Consider the following 18,886-nt stretch of genomic DNA (forward strand, 5'->3'; position numbering starts at 1 on the left):
CTTGATCCTTCCGGTCAGAACGCCGCATGCATCTCGCGAAACAGTCGCGGCGCGATGCCGAAGCGGCGCTCGAAGGCTTCGGAAAACCGGGCTGCAGGGGACAGGCCGACCTCGGCCGCAACCGACTTCAGAGAAATCCCGCGGCATAGCAGCATGCGGGCGGCATCGAGGCGCGCCGTCTCGACGAAGCGGGCCGGCGTTTCGCCGGTGGCCGCGACAAATCGGCGATGGAACGTCCGCTCGCTGAGACCGGCGCGATCCGCAAGGGCCGGGACTTCCAGGGGGGCGGCGAGGTTTGCCAGGATCCAGGCGATCAGATCGGCGAAGGGACTGTCAGCCTTCACCTGCGCCTGAAGCAGCGGGCTGAACTGCGATTGGTAGCCGGGCCGGCGCGCATAGAGCACGAGCCGCTTGGCGACCTCGCCGGCGATGTCGGCGGAGAGATCCTGCGCGACCATGGCGAGCGCCATGTCGATGCCGGTGGTCACCCCGGCCGAGGTCCAGAGCCGGCCGTCGACCACGTAAAGCGAGTCCGGATCGACGCTGACGGGCGGAAAGGCGGCAGCAAGCGGCGTGCAGGCATCCCAATGGGTGGCGACACGATGCCCATCGAGCAGCCCGAGCCTTGCAAGGATGATCGCGCCGGAACAGACCGAGCCGAACCGACGCGCCTTGCCCGTCAGCTTCGGAAGCCATGCTGCCCAGGCGGGATCGGCAAGGATTGGCAGCAGGTTCTCGCTCTCTGCGCCGGCGACGAGGAGTGTATCGACCGCCTCGTGCGCGCGGTCTTCCAGGCTTTGCGTGTGGACGGCGATGCCACTGCTGCTCGTCACCGGCCCGCCCGACACCGATACGAGGTCGATGGCGTAGAACGCAGGCTTCTCACTCAACCCCAAAGCTCGATTGGCACTGGTGAAGACCGAGACCGGCCCGGACATGTCGAGAAGCTCGAAGCCGGGATAAACGACGAAGGCGACACGATGCATTGGCAGAAAATGCCATGTTTATGTCATTCCCGCCAGAGCCCTCTTTCGCTATCCTAACGGCGGAAACGATGAGGATCGGTATGTTCCTGGCTCTCTCTATCCTTGGTTTGCTGCTGGTAGCGGTGACGATGGGGCTCTCGCTGGCGCATGCACTGGAATTCCCCGGAAAGCTGCGTCTTGACGAGACCACCTACCGCGCAGTTCAGGCGATCTATTTTCCCGGCTTCACCATCGGCGGGCTCGTGGGGGAGGTCGGTGGCATGGTCGTGCTTGCCATCCTCCTGTTCTTCACTCCGACCGGCACGGAGCGCTTCTGGTGGACGACAGGTGCGTTGGGACTGCTGATCGCAGTTCATGCGACCTACTGGCTCGTGACCCACCCGGTGAACAGCGCCTGGCTGAAAGATTCGGAGCTTGGCGGTACGAGCCAACTCTTTTTCGGCCTGTTCTCGTCACCCGATTCTGATTGGCGACACATGCGCAACGTCTGGGAGTGGTCCCACGTACTGCGTGCGTGTTTCGCAACGCTTGGCCTTCTGTCGATGTCAGTTGCGATTGCGCAGTAGGACAACCCTAGTGGCGTGTCGCCATGTAGGTCGATCAGAAGCGGCGCGGTCGTCGCGAGCGTGGGGGCGAGGCCCGGTAGTCACCATCGCTTCGCTTTGGCAGAAAATACACTGCTTCATTTCCGCCAGCGCACGCTCGATACCCTGACGATGGAAGCAACGCTCGATCGGAGCGCTCGATGTCCATACGCTACCTCATTTGGGCTGGACTGGCCCTGATCGCCCTGCCGCTGGCGGGCCTCGGACTGTGGCTGGCCACCTTGCCCGCCACACCCGTCGCCGTCGCGTCGTCAGCCGTCCCGCAAACGGAGGTAGACGCCATGCTGGCGGCGCTGAAGCCGCCGAAACGGGCTCGGCCCCTGGTCGCCGTCGTCGGCCTCAACGATGCGACGGAGACGACCGACTATCTCATGCCAACGGGAATTCTGCGCCGGGCGGATATCGCCGATGTGGTGATGCTGTCGACGGAGCCCGGCCCGGTCAAACTCTATCCGGCGCTGACTGTCGAAGCCGATGCGACGATCGAAGCCTTCGATGCGCGACACCCGAAAGGAGCCGACTATGTGATCGTTCCGGCCATGAGCCGTGACGATAATCCAGCCGTCATGGCCTGGCTGCGCAAGCAGGCGGAACACGGGGCCGTTATCATCGCAATTTGTGCCGGCGCGAAGGTTGCCGCCGCTGCCGGGCTTCTCGACGACCGGCGGGCGACCACCCACTGGTATTATCTCGGGGATTTGCTCAAGCACCACCCGTCGATCCGCTACGTCGCCAACCGGCGCATGGTGGTGGATCGGGGTGTCGCCACCACCACCGGCATCACCGCTTCGATGCCGATGATGCTGGCCTTGGTCGAGGCGATCGCCGGAAGGGACAAGGCGCAAACGGTTGCCCGCGATCTCGGGCTGGAGCGATGGGATGCCCGGCATGACAGCGGTGCCTTCAGACTGACCCGTCCCTTCGCCGCAATCGTGCTGGGCAATCGCCTCGCCGTCTGGCGCCAGGATCGTTTCGTCATAGCGCTCGAACCGGGGATGGATGAAGTGTCGCTTGCGCTCGTCGCCGATGCGTGGTCGCGCACCTATCGCTCCCGGGTGGGGCTGTTCGCGGCATCGTCTGCGGCAGTGACGACACGCGGCGGCGTGCGCCTCCTTCCAGATAGAGTGACCGCGGCCCGCTCCGGCGAGCGATTGCGGTTTGCTGCCAACATGCGGCCAGCAAAAGCCCTGGACGAGGCCTTGCAGGATATCGGGGCCCGGTATGGGCAGGCCACGGCGCATATGGTCGCCATGCAGCTCGAATATCCGCGACCCGGAGCGGGATCATGAAGGCGCTGATCGTGGGCGCCGGCATCGGTGGACTGACGACCGCACTCTTCCTGCACCGGGCGGGAATCGAGGTCGAGATATTCGAACGCGCTGATGCGGTGCGTGAGCTCGGCGTCGGCATCAACATGCTGCCGCATGCCGTCGGTCTGCTGGCCGAGCTCGGGCTGATGGACGCGCTTGATGCTGCCGGAATCCGGACGCGTGAGCTGATCTATGCGAACAGGTTCGGCCAGATCGTCTGGCGGGAGCTGCGCGGTATAGAGGGCGGCCATGCGGTCCCGCAATTCAGCATCCATCGCGGCAGGTTGCTGGGCCTGATCCATCAGGCTGTCATGGACCGGTTGGGGCGGGAAGTCATCCGTACCGGCTGCAGCTTGACGGGCTTCGAACAGGACGGGAGCAAGGTCACCGCTTTTCTGTCCGAAACCGGAAAGGCACTGCGAGCCAGCGGGAATCTGTTGATCGGCGCCGACGGCATCCATTCCACCGTGCGCGCCAAGCTCTATCCGGGCGAAGGGCCGCCGATCTGGAACGGCGTCATGCTCTGGCGCGGCGCCACGCGGTGGCCGACATGGCAGGACGGTCGCACGATGGCGATTGCCGGCGGCAACCACGCCAAGTTCATCTTTTATCCGATCGAGAGCGATCCCAACGATCCGGGCATGCGCCTGACCAACTGGGCCGTGATGGCCCGGCTCCACGAGGCCGAGGACCGGAAGCTCCCCCTTGGCGACTGGAGCCGGCCCGGCAACCTCGACGAGGTCTTGCCGTTCGTGCGCGACCGCTTCCACCTGGACTACGTCGATCCGGCGAAGATCATCCGCGCCACCGGCGCGTTTCACGAATATCCCAACTGCGATCGTGAACCGCTGCTGCGCTGGTCGTTCGGTCGCGTCACCCTGCTCGGCGACGCCGCCCATCCCATGTATCCCGTCGGCTCGAACGGTGCGAGCCAGGCCATCCTCGATGCCCGCTCTCTGGCGGAGCACCTGCAGACTCATGGATCCGTGGAGGCCGCGCTCAGCGCCTATGACGGGGAGCGCCGTCCTGCCACGGCGGAAATCGTCCATGCCAACCGCAAAGGCGGGCCGGAAGGCGTGATCGATCTCGTGGAAAGCCGGGCGCCCGATCGCTTCGACGACGTTGAGGCGGTGGCCTCCTACGAGGAACGCCAGCGGATCGTGCGTGGTTATGCGAGCCTGGCGGGGTTCGCCGCGGACGGGGAAAGCGAACGGCGGCGCCACAACAATCGGAAGCTGGAGCCATGACTGACCACACGAAACTCGCGCTCATTCTGTTGGCGGAGACGCTCCTCTTCGCCGTGGCTTCTCTGGCGCACGCGGGCGTCCTGATATCCGGGTTCGAGCACCGGCACGCCATGATTGCCGAAGGGGTCTTCGGAGCGGTGCTCGGCCTCGGCCTGCTGATGGTTCTGATCTGGCCGGCGCGCGGCCCCATCATAGCGCTTGCCGCGCAGGGGTTCGCGCTTCTCGGCACGCTGGTCGGTGCGTTCACGATCGCGGTCGGGGTCGGACCGCAGACTCGCGGCGACGCGGCATTCCACGTTGTCCTGCTCCTCGTGCTCCTCGTCGGCTCGCTCGCCGCCTGGGCGTCGTGGCGACGGTGACGCCTAACTCGCAAGAATGCGGTGTCCGCCGGAAAAGGCATTTGGCCGGCGTTGGAGAAGAAGGCTCGAGTGACGAATGGACCAACGCATCGGCGGCTGGAATTGGAGGGAGTATCGATCTTCTACCGCGCGGCAGGTCCAGGCGACCCGTATCTCGCTGATCGAAACGAATAGTCGTTCGCCCCCTGAGGCGAAACAAGCAAAACTGGAGAGGAGCCATGGCCAAAGTCATCATCGAAATGAGCATGTCGCTCGACGGTTTCTGTGCCGGGCCAGATGACGGAGAAGCGTTTCCGAAGGGCCGGGACGGCATCAAGCATGTCTTCGGCTGGCTTTCGAGAGCTAAGGAGGAAGGCGGCGCGAACAAGGCCGAGGTTGACCGCATGTATGCCCAGTCCGGCGCCTACATTTTTGGCCGGCGAACCTACGATATCACCAATGGCTGGGGCGGCTCGCATCCGCTGAAGGGCGTTCCGCTCTTCATCCTCACCCACAAGCCGCCAGCAGCTGAAACGGTGCCGAAGGGCGACTCCAAGTTTACCTTCGTCACCGACGGCATCGAGAGCGCCGTCCGTCAGGCGCAGGCGACGGCCGGAGACAAGGACGTTGTCATCAGCGGCGCATCACCCTCCCAGCAGGCATTGGACGCCGGTGTGGTTGACGAAATTGCGATTCATCTCGCACCGAGCCTTATCGGCAGCGGAATTCGGCTGTTCGATAACTTCAAAGGGCCAATTTTGCTCGAGAAGGTCTCCTCGACCGATGGACCGATGGCGACCCACGTCCGCTACCGCGTCTGCCGATAACACACGTCATGAATATCTCATCCATGGGCGGCTTTCGAATACGCGAGCCCGGCGGAATTTGCCGCGGGCAATCCGGAAGCGAGCGGGCGGGCATAAGATGACAGCACAGGCCATCGAGCATCCCCTGCTTCCGCTTGGCGGTGGCGTTCTGCTCGCCCCTCCGATGGCGCGGGCATTCGGCCTGGGGCGCACCGCATCGATCGCTGCGGCAGGAGCCGCGGCAGCCAGCGGCCATCTGGTCTTTGCCTCGTTGCGCGATCCTGAAGGCGAGATGTCTGGCGCATCGTCGGTTTTCGGCGTGGGCGTGACCGCGGTCGTCGTTGAATCCACGCAGTCCCAAGGCGTCGTGCGAATTTTCGTCGAAGCCGTGCGGCGTGTGCATTTGCGAATGTTCACATTGCAGCAGGGCGGCTTTTACCGGGTGTCGGTCGATCCTTGGGACGATCCACCTGCGCGAGAAGCCGAGCTTCGTCCGCTCCATGAGCGCGCTCTGCTCCGATTCGAGGCTTTGCGTCGCCGCGCTGGCCTGCCTGCGGTGACGACCAAGCTTGTTCTGGCCGGCGCCCCCGCCGATCGCATCGAAGGGATCCGATCCTTGCCGTGGGTCGCGCTTTCATATCTGGGGCAGGACTCTCCCCCTCATTGGATACCTATCGCGCAGAGACAGGCTCTGCTCGCAGCACCTTCGTTACCCGATCGACTGCGGCTCCTGGTCGAGCTGCTGGACGGCGCGGTACCGCCGGCCTCGCTTGCAGCCGATACGGCACCATTCATCTTGCGAGCAGCGGATGCTGCGCAGCTGAGTTGATTTTGGGCGAGGTTTTGCTGAGTTGGAGCGACGGCAAAATTAAGCTGCCCAAGATCAAGAGACGAACCTGAAGAGGTTAGACTGAAGGCGCTCTGGAGGTCCGCGTTCGGGCGATGAGCTAGATTCCGCTTATGGCGCACGGAGAGCTTCCGCCGAACTGCATCGGCTCAGCTCTACGAGGCAGCGGAGCGAACTCTGTACGCGCAGCGCCGCGCGCCCGTCGAGATATGTTCGATCCGCTCAACGGAAACGTCGGGCCCCAACACCGCACGGAAGATCGCGAGCTCCGAGCGGCACAGGCCCTGGCAGGCGCTGGCCGCGGCACAGATCGGGCAATGATTTTCGATGAGCAGGAAGCGGCCATGCCCCTCCTCGACTACGCTCCCCATGTAGCCCTCCCGGCTCCGGATATCCGCAAGAGCCTGGAGCCTTCGCTTGAGCGGACCGCCTTCCCCGAGCGCATCCCGATAAGCGGTGAGGCTGGCGCTCTCGCGATGGCCGATGAGTTGTTCCAGGCCGGCCTCACCGAAGACGGAGCAGGCTATCGATCAGGATGACGTCGCCCTGGCGCGCCAACTCGCCGGTTCAAATGAACTGTTTTGATAGCTTCAGGCCCTGGCCCTGGTAGTTGGATTTGATCTGCTGCCCATACAGCTTGTCCGGTGTTTCGATCATGTCTTCAAAAATTAAAGTTCCAACTCTCTGGCCGTGATCGAGCATGAACGGAACGTCATGACTCCTGATTTCGAGAACTACCTTACTGCTGTTACTTGCATTAAACTTGGATTTCCCAAAAAATGGGTCCAGAAAACCCGCATAATGTACGCGCACCTCCCCGACGGCGGTGTCATACGCTATCATTTCGGCAGCCTCGTCTTCGCCGATCTCGATATCCTCAAGCGAGGCCATGATGTAGAACTCGTCCGGCACAAGGACGAGCTCCCGTCTGCCCGGACGGCATTGGATTGCCTCCCAGAAATCGTTCCTGTCATACTTTCCAATTTGCTGAAGATCGATCAGGCCGGTGGTTTTGCGCGCCCGATACGCGACGACGCCGCTAGCTGCCGCTCCTTCCAGATCGATCGAAACAGGAAATGTCCGACTGGGGCGCTTAAGGTCAGAAGTGACCTCACGAAACCGCAGTTGGTTAAGTGAATCGCCGACCCGCGCAATCACGGGAAAGGAGCGTGGCACGACCTCAGCGAAGAGCGAGCCAGAATAGCCAGCGGGAATTTCATCGAAAGCGGTCCCGCAATCTGCGATGAGGCGAACGAAGATATCCAGCCTGCCAGACGAGCTTTTAGGGTTAGCGCGGGCACTGGTGCGTTCATCGAGGCGCAGACTCTCCTGAAGCGGAATAATGTGAACGCAATTCCGTTCGAGGACCTGGGGCTTCGTCAAGTCCACCTCATGCGTTGCGAGATCGCTCAAGCGCTGAGCGACTGAATTTCCTTTACCCGGTAGGAAGCTGGTGGGAACGCGATAAGCCCGATCCCCCAAGCGAAGATCTAGGCTTGCCGGCTGGATCGCGGCCTCGCTGATCGGCGCACTGGAGCTGATGATGCCCGCTTCAATAGCTCGCCGGATCCACTGCGACGGCCAAATTCCAAAATTCATCGTTTCTCACACCGAAAGAGTCTGGCTGATATCTACATACAACGGCAGGCTCAAGTCGCCACCGTCCTCGTCGTCCACAGTGTCTTTCCTATGTCCGCTGCAGCGGCGGGGACGGTCTTGGATTCGATAAGGGCTCGGATCATGAAGGGTGGGAAGGCGATTTGCCTGATTGCAGATGCACCAGCTCATGACCTCGAGCCTCTACAGCTAAATTCGATGGGAGAGCGGCATCGCGTTCCGCTGGGGATAATCGGTCATAGCTAGCGAAGCGCCCCGCAAAGGCCAAGCATGGGGGATGCGCGGCAGATGCGAGGCAGCGGGTTACCCACGCCAGAATCGCTGCGTCACCGCATTGACGCTGGCGCCGGCAGGCCGATAACACATCAACACGATAGAGCCGCGATCGGCCGAGGCGGAGCCTTTCCATGTATCAGGCACAGACGCATGGCGTGCGTGTGAGCGCGGCGCCAAGCTTCATGGATGGAGAATCCTCGCATGCGCAGGGCCGGTATTTCTGGGCCTATGCGATCGAGATCGTGAACCTCTCGACACTAACCGTGCAGTTGATGACCCGGCACTGGTTCATCACCGACGGGCGCGGCGAGGTCCATGAGGTACGCGGCGAAGGCGTGGTCGGCAAGCAGCCGGTGCTGCGGCCGGGCGAAAGCTTCAACTACACCTCGGGCTGCCCGCTGACGACGCCTGACGGTTCGATGCACGGTTTCTACGCCATGCAGGATGAGAACGGCACGATCTTCGATGTCGAGGTGCCGCTCTTCCCGCTCGATTCCCCTTATGTGAAGAAGGTTCTGCATTGACCGCCTCCGCTCAAGCCGGGCAGCGCTACACGCCGCTCGAAATGCTCGCCCGCCTCGTCGCCTTCGACACGGTGAGCGACAAGTCCAACCTGCCGCTGATCGATTTCGTCGAGGATTACCTCGCCGGCTGGGGCGTCTCCAGCGTGCGCTTCCCCAATGAGACCGGCGACAAGACGGCGCTGTTCGCGACCGTGGGCCCGCAGGATCGCGGCGGCGTCGTCCTCTCCGGCCATACCGACGTGGTACCGGTGGCCGGCCAGGCCTGGAGCCGCGACCCGTTCACGCTGCATGTCGAGGATGGCAAGGCCTATGGCCGCGGCGCCGTCGACATGAAGGCCTTCCTGGCGCTGGGGCTGGCGCTGGTGCCGGATTTCCTGGCGGCCAATCTCAAGACGCCGATCCATCTCTTCCTGTCCTATGACGAGGAGGTGACCTGCCTCGGCGTGGTCGACGGCATCGCCGCCATGGGCAAGACCCTGCCGCGGCCGCGCGCCGTCATCGTCGGCGAACCGACCATGCTCGACATCTGCGACGCGCATAAGGGCGTGCGGACCTTCCAGACCGTCGTGAAGGGCTTCGCGGCGCATTCCTCCAAGCCGCAGCTCGGCGCCAGCGCCGTCCATGCCGGCGCCCTGCTCGCCGCCGAGCTCGACCATATGGCCGAGGATGCCAAGCAGCGGCCGGACACGAGCGGCCGCTTCGACCCGCCTTATGACACCATCCATATCGGCACGTTCCATGGCGGCATCGCTCGCAACATCCTGGCCGATCGCAGCGAGCTTCTCTGGGAGATCCGGACGGTTCCGAGCTCCGATCCCGAGGCCGGCCCGGCCCGCTTCGCCAAGACGGCCGAGAAGGTGCTGTCGCGGATGCGCTCGACCGCGCCAAGTTCCGCGATCGAGACGCAGATGACCTCGGACGTGCCGGGGCTGGCGCCTGATCCGGGCTCCGAGGCCGAGCGGCTCGCCATGCGGCTTTCGGGCCGCAACCACACGATCGCGGTCGCCTATGCCACCGAGGCCGGGCATTTCCAGCAGGCGGGGCTCCCGACCGTGGTCTGCGGCCCCGGCTCGATCGACCAGGCGCATCAGCCGGACGAGTACATCACGCTGGAGCAATTGGCCGCCGGCGAGGCCTTCATGCGCAAGCTGATGGCGGAGTGCCAGGCGGGCTGAGGCGCGTCATGCTCGGGCTTGACCCGAGCATCTCGAGACAAGAAGCCTCCCGCACTTTTCCGGCATGAGATTCTCGGGTCGTCGCTTCGCGACGCCCGAGAATGACGGGCGGCTTACTCGCCCGCCGACAGCCCGTCCTCGACCTCGGCCGGATCGAACGAATAGCGCCGCGAGCAGAATTCGCAGGTGACGCCGAGCTTGCCGTCATCGGCGATCATCGCCTTGCGATCCTCGGGCGCAAAGCCGCGCAGCATCGCGAGCACGCGCTCGCGCGAGCAGCGGCAGTCCTCGCGCACGAGGACCGGCTCGAAGACGCGGGCGCCGCGCTCGTGGAAGAGGCGGTAGAGCAGGCGCTCGCTCTCCAGCGTCGGGTCGAGCAGTTCGTGATCCTCGACCGTCTCGACCAGCGAGCGCGCCTCCATCCAGGCATCGTCGGCGATGCCGTCCGGATCGGCCTTGGCGAGGATGTCGTGTCCCTCGGGTGCATCGCCCGGGTGCATGTCCGCAGCGCGCAGGCGATCCGCCGAGTGCGGCATGAACTGGACGAGGATGCCGCCGGCGCGCCATTGCGGCCGCCCGCCCGTGGTGACGGTGCCGACGCCAAGCCGGACATGCGTCGGGATCTGCTCGGACTGGCGGAAATACTGGTGTGCGGCCTCTTCCAGGCTTTGGCCCTTCAGCGCGACGATGCCCTGATAGCGGGTCGTGGCCGAGCCCTGGTCGACGGTCATGGCGAGATGGCCCTCGCCGAGAAGTTCACCGCTCGAGACCTTGCCGAGCGCGATCGCCTCGACGAGCTTGGCCTCGTCGATATGGGCGACGGCCCGGAAATTGTCGGGCGCGTTGAAGTCGACGACCATCATCGGGATGGCGCCGTCGCTCTTGGTCTGAAGCTGGAAGCGGCCCTCGAACTTGAGCGCCGTGCCGAGCAGGACGGTGAGCGCCGCCGCCTCCCCGAGCACGCGCGAGACCGGCTCCGGATAGCCATGGCGATCGAGGATCGCATCGATCGCCGGGCCCAGCCGCACGACGCGGCCGCGCACGTCGAGATCGGGCACGGCGAAGGGGATGACCCGGTCGTCGAGCCCGGCAGCGCTCATGCTGTCGTCGACGGCCATCAGGCCGCCGCTCCGCCGAAGCACCAGGCGAGGATGCCCTTCTGCGCGTGCAGGCGGTTCTCGGCCTCGTCGAAGACGGCCGATTGCGGGCCGTCCATGATCGCGTCCGTGACCTCCTCGCCGCGCGAGGCGGGAAGGCAATGCATGAAGATCGCGTCCTTCTCGGCGCGCTCCATCAGCCTGTCATCGACCTGATAGGGTCGCAGCAGGTTGTGGCGGGTGCCTTCATTGTCATCGCCCATCGAGACCCAGCAATCGGTGATGACGCAATCGGCGCCCTCGACCGCTTCCTCGGGGCGATTGGTCAGCTTGATGCGGGCGCCCTGCTTTTTCGCCCAGGCGATCAGGGCCGGCGGAGGGCTGAGCTCCTCCGGCGTCGCGACGGACAATTCGAAATCGAGCCGGCCGGCAGCGTGGACCCAGGAGGTCAGCACGTTGTTGGTGTCGCCGGTCCAGGCGATGCGCTTGCCCTCGATCGCGCCCTTGCGCTGCTCGAAGGTCATGACGTCGGCCATGACCTGGCAGGGATGCTGGCGCTTGGTCAGGCCGTTGATCACCGGGACGGTGGCGTATTTCGCCATCTCGACCAGCGAATCGTGATCGAGGATGCGGATCATGATCGCATCGACATAGCGCGAGAGCACGCGGGCGGTGTCCGCGATGGTCTCGCGCTCGCCGAGCTCGATCTCATGGCCGGCGACCATCATCGGCGAGCCCCCGAGCTCGCGGATGCCGACATCGAAGGAGACGCGGGTCCGTAAGGACGGCTGCTCGAAGATGGTCGCGATGACCTTGCCCTCGAGCAGGCGGTCGCCGGCGGCTGCGGGCGTACGGCGTCGCGCCTTGATCTCCTCGCCCGTGCGCAGGATGGCGCGCAGCTCGTTGCCGGAGAAATCGGAGAGATCGAGGAAATGGCGCGTCACGGGCGCTTCCTTCGCTTCGCTGGTGGGGGTCTGGGGGTGAACTTATTCGGCGGCCGGGCGCTTCAGCGCGGCTTCGATCGCGCCCGCCGTCTTGTCGAGACGCGACACGGCTTCCGCGACATCAGCCTCGGTGATGATCAGCGGCGGCAGCAGGCGCACGACATTGTCGCCGGCACCGACGACCAGCAGGCCATGGGCGCGGGCTTCGTTGACGAAGTCGGTGTTGAGCGTGTGCAGCTTCAGGCCGAGCATCAGGCCCTCGCCACGGATCTCCTGGATCACATCCGGATGCTTGTCCTTGAGCTCGGCCAGCGACTGCTTCAGCCGGAGCGCGATCTGGCCGACATTCTCGATGAAACCGGGCGCCAGCACCACGTCGAGCACGGCATTGCCGACCGCCATGGCGAGCGGATTGCCGCCGAAGGTGGTGCCATGCGTGCCGAGCGTCATGCCCGAGGCCGCTTCCTCGGTCGCGAGACAGGCGCCCATCGGGAAGCCGCCGCCGATGCCCTTGGCGATCGACATGATGTCCGGCGCGACGCCGTATTTCTCATGCGCGAAGAACTTGCCGGTGCGGCCGACGCCGGTCTGGATCTCGTCGAAGATCAGCATCAGGCCCTGCTCGTCGCAGAGATCGCGCAGCAGCTTGAGGAAGCGGGCCGGCACCGAGCGCAGGCCGCCCTCGCCCTGGATCGGCTCGATCATCAGCGCGGCCGTCTCGGGCGTGATCGCAGCGCGCAGCGCCTTCTCGTCATCGAAGGGCACCTGGTCGAAGCCATCGACCTTGGGGCCGAAGCCGTCGATATATTTCTGCTGGCCGCCGGCGGCGATGGTCGCCAGCGTCCGGCCGTGGAAGGCACCCTCGAAGGTGATGATGCGATAGCGCTCGGGATGACCCTTCGCGGCATGGTATTTCCGCGCCATCTTGATGGCGCACTCGTTCGCTTCGGCGCCTGAATTGGTGAAGAACACCCGCTCGGCGAAAGTCGCCTCGCAAAGCCGCCGCGCCAGACGCTCGCCATCCGGCGCGCCATAGAGGTTCGAGGTGTGCCAGATCTTGCCGGCCTGCTCGGTCAGCGTCTTGACGAGATGCGGATGGGCGTGGCCAAGCGCGTTGACCGCGATGCCGGCGCCGAAATCGAGATAGCGGGTGCCATCGGCCGTGATCGCCCAGGGGCCCTCGCCGCGCTCGAAGGCGACGGGGGCGCGGGCATAGGTCGGGACAAGCACGGACTGGCTGGCGGAAACAGGGGCGGGAGCCATGGGACGAAGATCCTCGCGAAGGGGACGGGGTGAGAAACGGATTGGCGCTGGACGGAAAACGACGATCCGGGGTGGATGCTGCAGGATGCAGCCATGATACGACCCGGCGGCGACGTTATCGTCGCGCCCAGCTCCCGATCTCTCGTCGCGCCGTCATCCGCATCGTCGGAACCTTGATCCGCCAAACATAAGCGCCGCCCGAGCGGGGCGGCGTCACCTTGTGGATAAATATGCTTAAGGAGGCCGCGGCTGTCAATTCAATGCGGTGGGGACAGTGTTGCCGAAAGGATTCGCTTGACCGCGCATTCGCGAATCGCCTGGGGAAAAGCCGAATTCCGATTCGCCGACTCTTGTTCGCGAGTCACCGCAGCTTGTATGGTCGACTTCGTCAGATACGACATTTCGTGCGGCGCCTCCTGTACCGTCTGTTGCGGCAGCAACGGCCTTGTCCTCGTGACAGAGCCGCCGGTCCCGGATTCCGTCACGAAGCGCCCTTAAAGGCCGAACCCGCAAGGGATCGGCCGGACAAGACAGGTGATGCGGATGAACGAAGCCGGAGCATGGACGGAAGAGCGCGTCGAGCTGCTCAAGAAGCTCTGGAGCGATGGGCTGAGCGCCAGCCAGATCGCCGCCGAGCTGGGCAGCGTCACGCGCAACGCGGTGATCGGCAAGGTCCACCGCCTCGGCCTTTCGGGCCGGGCCAAGAGCGCGGCACAGCCGGCCGCGCCGCGCAGCAACGCACCCCGCAAGGCCCCGGCGCGCTCGCCGAGCCACCCGATGGCCGGGGCCGCCTCCGCGCCGACGCGCGGCGCCCATGCACTCGCGCCCGACTTCGCCGTCGAGGTGGAGAGCGCGGTCGAGGCGTCGCCGCTGCCCTCCGAGGACGTGGTGATCCCGTTCTCCGAGCGCGTCACCATCATGGACCTGCGCGAATACATGTGCCGCTGGCCGATGGGCGACCCGACGACCCCGGAGTTCCGTTTCTGCGGCGCGCGTTCGCAGACCGGCCTGCCCTATTGCAGCCACCACGCCCGCATCGCCTACCAGCCTGCCGCCGACCGTCGGCGCGACCGGAGCAAGGCCCGGGCCTGATCGGGTTTGGGGGCTTCGAATAAGGAAAACCGGCCGAAAGGCCGGTTTTTTATTGCCTGATGGAAGGGCGCGTCATGCTCGGGCTCGCCCCTCGCATCTCAAGACGCGAGAGGCTCCGGTATTATTTCCCGGAAGAGATTCTCGGGTCTGCGCTTCGCTTCGCCCGAGAATGACGGCCCATGGCCTGGCTCCTCACAATCTCCGTTTCTTCTCCAGCGAGCGGCTCCAGCGCGAGAGCGCGAAGCAGATCAGCCAGTAGATCGCCCCCGAGAAGACATAAGCCTCCATGTTCATGCCGACCCAGTTGGGATCGGCAAGCGACGCCTGGGCGATGCCGAGCAGGTCGAGGATCGAGACGACCAGCACCAGCGTCGTGTTCTTGATCAGCGCGATGAACTCGTTGGTCATCGCCGGCAGCGAGATGCGTAGAGCCTGCGGCAGCACGATCAGGCCGGTCGCCTTCCAGTAGTTGAGGCCGAGCGCGGTCGCCGCCTCGCGCTGGCCCCTGGGCAGGGCCTGCAGGCCCCCGCGCACCGCTTCCGCCATATAGGCGGCGATGACGAAGCCCAGCCCGATCACGGCGCGCGCCAGCCGGTCGATGCCGATGCCGCCGGGCAGGATCAGCGGCAGCAGCAGCGACGCGAGGAAGATCACGGCGATGATCGGCACGCCGCGCCAGAACTCGATGAAGATGACGCTGATCAGCCGGATGATCCTGAGCTCCGATTGCCGGCCGAGCGCGAAGAGGATGCCGAGCGGGATCGCGATCAGGCTCGCATAGATCGAGATGAACAGGGTCAGCATCAGACCGCCCCATTCGCGCGTCTCGATATCACGCAAGCCGAAACCGCCGGAGAGCAGCCAGATGCCGAGCGGCGGCAGGACGACCAGCATCACCAGGCCGAGCTTCAGCCTGAGACGCTGCGGTGCCAGGACCACCGCCGCGATCCCCAGCACGAAGGCGATCCCGGCGATATCGACGCGCCAGCGCTGGTCGACCGGATAGAGCCCGTACATGAACTGGCCGAAGCGGGCGCGGATGAAGACCCAGCAGGCGCCGCCGGGTGCACAATCCGCCCTAGTCGAGCCGACCCAGGTCGCATCGATCACCGCCCAGCGGATCAGCGGTATCGCGATCCAGGCGATCAGCACGACCAGCACCACGCTGGTGAAGCCCGTGAAGGGCGTGCCGAACAGGCGCTCGCGCCAAAGGGAGAGGGAGGAGGTGCGGGTCATCGCGTCACCAGGGCGATGCGGGCGTTGTACCAGTTCATCAGCGCCGACACCGCGAGCCCGATGACGAGATAGACCGCGAGCGTCATGGCGATGATCTCGATCGCCTGGCCGGTATTGTTGAGCGCCGAGCCCATGAACAGGCTGACCACGTCGGGATAGGCGATCGCCGCGCCGAAGGACGAGTTCTTGAGCACGTTGAGATACTGGTTGGTCAAGGGCGGGGTCATCACGCGCAAGGCCTGCGGGATGACGACGAGGCTCAGAATCCGGCCGGGACGCAGGCCCAGCGCCGAAGCGGCCTCGCTCTGGCCCTTGGCCACGGATTCGATGCCGCCGCGCACGATCTCGGCGATGAAGCCGGCGGTATAGGTGACGAGCGCCGCGAGCAGCGCGACGAATTCAGGGATGACGACGAAGCCGCCGCGATAGTTGAAGCCGCGCAGCACCGGAATGTCCCAGCGCGTGGCGAGGCTGGCCCAGGCGATCGCGAGCGCTGGCACCACCACGATCAGCCCGATGCCGATGGCGAGAAGCGGCGCGTCCTGCCCGGTGCGCTCCTTGCGGCGGCGCGCCCAGGCGCTGGCCAGCCAGTAGCAGAGCCAGGAGACCAGGACCGCCAGCGCCGCCCAGCGGAAATTGCCGGGCGCATCCGGCAGCGGGATGGTGATGCCGCGGTTGTTGAGGAAGGCGACGCCGAACAGGCCGATGCTCTGGCGCGGCTGCGGCAGGGCGGCGATGACACCGAAATACCAGAACAGCACGAAGAACAGCAGCGGGATATTGCGGACGAACTCGACATAGGCGCCGGCGATGGTCGAGAGCAGCCAGTGCGAGGACAGCCTGGCAATGCCGAGCGCGAAGCCGAGCAGCGTCGCCAGCACGATGGCGATCACGGTCACCAGCATGGTGTTGGCGACGCCGACCCAGAACAGGGCGAGGATGTTGTCGGCCTGCGTATAGTTGGTCAGGACGAAGGGCACCTCGATGCCCGAGGTGCGCCAGAGGAAGTCGAAGCCCGAGGCGATGCCGGCCTTGACCATGTTCTCCGAGGCGTTGCGCACGAAGAACACGGCGAGGCCGACGAGCAGCAGGATCAGGGCGATCTGGTAGAACCAGTCCCGGACGCGCTTGTCGTTGATGAAGGATAGGAAGCTGCTCACGACCACCTCGATCGAGGTTCGCGGACGTCATTCCCGGGCTTGACCCGGGAATCTCGTGACGCTTGGGCTGAATTCCGAGATGGCCGGGTCAAGCCCGGCCATGACGAGCCTTCACTATTCTCACTGGAAGGGCGGGGTGAAGAGCAGGCCGCCCTTGGTCCAGAGCTGGTTCTGGCCGCGCTCCATCTTCAGGTTCGAGCCCATGCCGACGGTGCGCTCATAGCTCTCGCCGTAATTACCGACCTGCTTGATGACGTTGTACATCCAGTCGTTCGAGAGCCCCATCATCGCACCGAAGCCACCTTCGGCGCCGAGCAGGCGGCGGACTTCCGAATTCTTGGAGTTCGCCTTCATCTCGTCGACGTTCTTGGAGGTGACGCCGAGCGCCTCCGCCGCGATGGTGCCGTTCAGCACCCAGCGCACGATGAGCTGCCAGCGCTCGTCGCCCCAGCGCGTCACCGGCCCCTGCGGATCGTTCGAGATCGGCTGGGTCAGGATGATGTGCTCCTCGGGGTTCTTGAGCTTGGCGCGCTGGCCGGCGAGCGCGCCGACGCCGGCGGTATAGGCGTCGCAGCGGCCCGCGTCATAGGCGGCGATGGCGTCGTCGTTCTTCTGGAAATTGGTGATGGTGGTCTTGAGGTTGCGCTCGCGGAACCAGTCGGCGGCGTTCTTCTCCTCGGTCGAGCCGGCGGCGACGCAGACCGAGGCACCGTCGAGATCGGCGGCCGTCTTGGCATTGGCCGATTTGCGGACGATGAAGGTCTGGCCCTCGTAGAAATTGATGCCCTGGAAGTTGAGGCCGAGCGTCGCGTTGCGCGAGAAGGTGATGGTCGAGTTGCGCGCGAGCACATCGACCTGGCCCGATTGCAGGATCGGCCAGCGCTGCTGCACCGAGGTCGGGGTGTATTTCACCTTGCTGGCATCGCCGAGCACGGCCGCGGCCAGCGCCTTGCAGTAATCGACATCGAGCCCGCTCCACTCGCCCTTGTCATTGGCGAAGGAGAAGCCGGGCAGGCCGAGATGCACGCCGCATTCGAGATTGCCGCGCGCCTTGACGGCGTCCAGCGTCGGGCTCGGCGCGAGCTGCTGCGCCTGCGCCATCGAAGTTCCCGCGGCCAGCAAAAACGCCGCTCCCAAGATTCTGATCGTCATATCCGTCTCCCCGAGGCCGTCAGCAGCCTTCTGTGTTGCAAAGCGACTATGCAACAGGAGCAAGGAAAGCGGTAGCGGCGGAAATGCCAATCCGCGTCAGTTGCCGAAGATCGTGTTGAGCTGGCTGCCGACCATGATGAAGGTCGTGCGCTTCGACATCTCCTTCAGGCGCACCGCGCCGATATAGGTCATCGCCGAGCGCACGCCGCCCATCAGTTCCTGCATCGTGCCCTCGACCGGGCCGCGATAGGGCACCTCGACGGTCTTGCCCTCGGAGGCCCGGTACTTGGCGACGCCACCGGAATACTTGTTCATCGCCGTGTCCGAGGACATGCCGTAGAAGGTCATCGCGACCGGCACCGTCTCGCCGTCGCGCTCCTCGTAGCGGATCTCGCCCTCGCATTCGTCATGGCCGGCGAGCATGCCGCCCATCATCACGAAATCGGAGCCGCCGCCATAGGCCTTGGCGACATCGCCGGGCACGGTCAGCCCGCCATCGCCGCAGACGAAGCCCTTCAGGCCATGGGCCGCGTCCGCGCATTCGATGATGGCGGAGAGCTGGGGATAGCCGACGCCGGTCATCTTGCGGGTGGTGCAGACCGAGCCCGGCCCGATGCCGACCTTGACGATATCGGCCCCGGCGAGGATCAGCGCCTCGGTCATGTCGCCGGTGACGACATTGCCGGCCATGATCGCCGCATCCGGGAAGTCTGCGCGCGTCGCCTTGACCGTGTCGACGAATTTTTCGGTGTAGCCGTTGGCGACGTCCAGGCAGATCTTGGTGATCGGCGAGCGGGCGTGGACGGCCTTGAGCTTGTCATGGTCGGAATCGGTCGTGCCTAGCGAATAGAAGGCGTTGGCCGAGCCCGGCTCGCGGAAGAAGGCGATCAGCTCCTCGGCGCTGTAATGCTTGTGCAGGGCGACCATGGCGCCGTGCTTCAGGAGCGCACGGGCCATCGCCATGGTGCCGACGACGTCCATGTTGGCGGCGATCAGCGGAAAACCCTTCCACTCCTTGCCGGTATGGGCGAAGCGGAACGAGCGCTCGACATCGACCTCGGCGCGGCTGCCCAGCGTCGAGCGCTTCGGGCGGATCAGCACGTCGCGGAAATCGAGCTTCGGATCGTTTTCGATGCGCATGATCGGGCCTCTGGATCTCGCTGTCGCGGGGCCAGGGCCCGGCGGCCGCACGCGGAGAGGCGTGCGCCGAT

The 18,886-nt window shown here is 65.0% G+C and carries 19 protein-coding genes; 10 read left to right on the forward strand and 9 right to left on the reverse strand.

Annotated features, from left to right (window positions below; all coding sequences use genetic code 11):
- Positions 1-14: 14 nt before the first annotated feature.
- Positions 15-986, reverse strand: coding sequence for a GlxA family transcriptional regulator (locus tag BLQ70_RS14285; protein WP_091857607.1), 972 nt, complete (start codon positions 984-986; stop codon positions 15-17).
- Positions 987-1,066: 80 nt separating this feature from the next.
- On the opposite strand from BLQ70_RS14285, the gene BLQ70_RS14290 reads away from it, so the two are divergent.
- From BLQ70_RS14290 to BLQ70_RS14320, 7 genes are all read left to right on the forward strand, one after another.
- Positions 1,067-1,552, forward strand: a complete 486-nt coding sequence (locus BLQ70_RS14290; protein WP_091857829.1) for a DUF1772 domain-containing protein — start codon at positions 1,067-1,069, stop codon at positions 1,550-1,552.
- 179 nt (positions 1,553-1,731) lie between these two features.
- Positions 1,732-2,880, forward strand: coding sequence for a DJ-1/PfpI family protein (locus BLQ70_RS14295; protein WP_091857611.1), 1,149 nt, complete (start codon positions 1,732-1,734; stop codon positions 2,878-2,880).
- Entirely contained in the window at positions 2,877-4,148 is a 1,272-nt protein-coding gene (locus BLQ70_RS14300; protein ID WP_091857614.1) for a flavin-dependent oxidoreductase, read from the forward strand. Before BLQ70_RS14295 ends, BLQ70_RS14300 begins: the two co-directional genes overlap by 4 nt.
- Positions 4,145-4,507, forward strand: a complete 363-nt coding sequence (locus BLQ70_RS14305; protein WP_091857616.1) for a hypothetical protein — start codon at positions 4,145-4,147, stop codon at positions 4,505-4,507. Before BLQ70_RS14300 ends, BLQ70_RS14305 begins: the two co-directional genes overlap by 4 nt.
- 218 nt (positions 4,508-4,725) lie before the next feature.
- Entirely contained in the window at positions 4,726-5,313 is a 588-nt protein-coding gene (locus BLQ70_RS14310; RefSeq protein ID WP_091857618.1) for a dihydrofolate reductase family protein, read from the forward strand.
- 97 nt (positions 5,314-5,410) lie between these two features.
- Positions 5,411-6,121 carry an LON peptidase substrate-binding domain-containing protein gene (locus BLQ70_RS14315; protein ID WP_162766192.1) on the forward strand — a complete coding sequence of 237 codons (711 nt, stop codon included), beginning with the start codon at positions 5,411-5,413 and terminating at the stop codon, positions 6,119-6,121.
- A 227-nt stretch (positions 6,122-6,348) separates the two neighbouring features.
- Positions 6,349-6,678: a hypothetical protein gene (locus BLQ70_RS14320; RefSeq protein ID WP_091857621.1), complete on the forward strand. Its 330-nt coding sequence runs from the start codon at positions 6,349-6,351 to the stop codon at positions 6,676-6,678.
- Between the two features lie 28 nt (positions 6,679-6,706).
- Here the strand turns inward: BLQ70_RS14320 and BLQ70_RS14325 are convergent, their stop codons facing one another.
- A complete protein-coding gene (locus BLQ70_RS14325) occupies positions 6,707-7,738 on the reverse strand; it encodes a 2'-deoxycytidine 5'-triphosphate deaminase domain-containing protein (protein WP_091857622.1) in 1,032 nt (343 codons plus the stop codon).
- A 425-nt stretch (positions 7,739-8,163) separates the two neighbouring features.
- Here BLQ70_RS14325 and apaG point away from each other — a divergent pair, with 425 nt between their 5' ends.
- Together apaG and argE are read left to right on the forward strand one after the other, a co-directional pair.
- The gene (apaG, locus tag BLQ70_RS14330) at positions 8,164-8,556 is read left to right on the forward strand and encodes a Co2+/Mg2+ efflux protein ApaG (RefSeq protein ID WP_061971076.1); all 393 of its coding nucleotides are present in this window, start codon (positions 8,164-8,166) and stop codon (positions 8,554-8,556) included.
- A complete protein-coding gene (gene argE, locus BLQ70_RS14335; RefSeq protein WP_091857623.1) occupies positions 8,553-9,731 on the forward strand; it encodes an acetylornithine deacetylase in 1,179 nt (392 codons plus the stop codon). The genes apaG and argE overlap by 4 nt, the downstream gene beginning before the upstream one ends.
- Positions 9,732-9,844: 113 nt before the next feature.
- Here the strand turns inward: argE and BLQ70_RS14340 are convergent, their stop codons facing one another.
- From BLQ70_RS14340 to BLQ70_RS14350, 3 genes are read right to left on the reverse strand one after another with little or no spacing between them, the layout of a single operon-like run.
- Positions 9,845-10,849 carry an Hsp33 family molecular chaperone gene (locus BLQ70_RS14340; RefSeq protein WP_091857832.1) on the reverse strand — a complete coding sequence of 335 codons (1,005 nt, stop codon included), beginning with the start codon at positions 10,847-10,849 and terminating at the stop codon, positions 9,845-9,847.
- Entirely contained in the window at positions 10,849-11,772 is a 924-nt protein-coding gene (argF, locus tag BLQ70_RS14345) for an ornithine carbamoyltransferase (protein WP_091857624.1), read from the reverse strand. Before argF ends, BLQ70_RS14340 begins: the two co-directional genes overlap by 1 nt.
- 42 nt (positions 11,773-11,814) lie before the next feature.
- Complete coding sequence (locus BLQ70_RS14350) at positions 11,815-13,035, reverse strand: aspartate aminotransferase family protein (protein WP_091857625.1); 1,221 nt, start codon at positions 13,033-13,035, stop codon at positions 11,815-11,817.
- 543 nt (positions 13,036-13,578) lie between these two features.
- Here BLQ70_RS14350 and BLQ70_RS14355 point away from each other — a divergent pair.
- Positions 13,579-14,127, forward strand: a complete 549-nt coding sequence (locus BLQ70_RS14355; RefSeq protein WP_061971194.1) for a GcrA family cell cycle regulator — start codon at positions 13,579-13,581, stop codon at positions 14,125-14,127.
- 192 nt (positions 14,128-14,319) lie between these two features.
- Here the strand turns inward: BLQ70_RS14355 and BLQ70_RS14360 are convergent, their stop codons facing one another.
- The 4 genes from BLQ70_RS14360 to BLQ70_RS14375 all read right to left on the reverse strand — a co-directional run bounded on the left by BLQ70_RS14360 (position 14,320) and on the right by BLQ70_RS14375 (position 18,815).
- Entirely contained in the window at positions 14,320-15,363 is a 1,044-nt protein-coding gene (locus BLQ70_RS14360; protein ID WP_091857627.1) for an amino acid ABC transporter permease, read from the reverse strand.
- Positions 15,360-16,523 (reverse strand): amino acid ABC transporter permease, encoded by a 1,164-nt coding sequence (locus BLQ70_RS14365; protein WP_244512020.1) that lies wholly within the window; start codon positions 16,521-16,523, stop codon positions 15,360-15,362. The genes BLQ70_RS14360 and BLQ70_RS14365 overlap by 4 nt, the downstream gene beginning before the upstream one ends.
- A 120-nt stretch (positions 16,524-16,643) precedes the next feature.
- On the reverse strand, positions 16,644-17,675 hold the full coding sequence (locus tag BLQ70_RS14370; protein WP_162766191.1) for an amino acid ABC transporter substrate-binding protein: 1,032 nt from the start codon (positions 17,673-17,675) through the stop codon (positions 16,644-16,646).
- A gap of 96 nt (positions 17,676-17,771) precedes the next feature.
- The gene (locus tag BLQ70_RS14375; RefSeq protein WP_061971090.1) at positions 17,772-18,815 is read right to left on the reverse strand and encodes a GMP reductase; all 1,044 of its coding nucleotides are present in this window, start codon (positions 18,813-18,815) and stop codon (positions 17,772-17,774) included.
- Between the last annotated feature and the right edge of the window lie 71 nt (positions 18,816-18,886).

Origin of the sequence: Allobosea robiniae (genome assembly GCF_900102525.1) — a bacterium.
In the GTDB taxonomy this organism is placed as follows: Bacteria; Pseudomonadota; Alphaproteobacteria; order Rhizobiales; family Beijerinckiaceae; genus Allobosea; species Allobosea robiniae.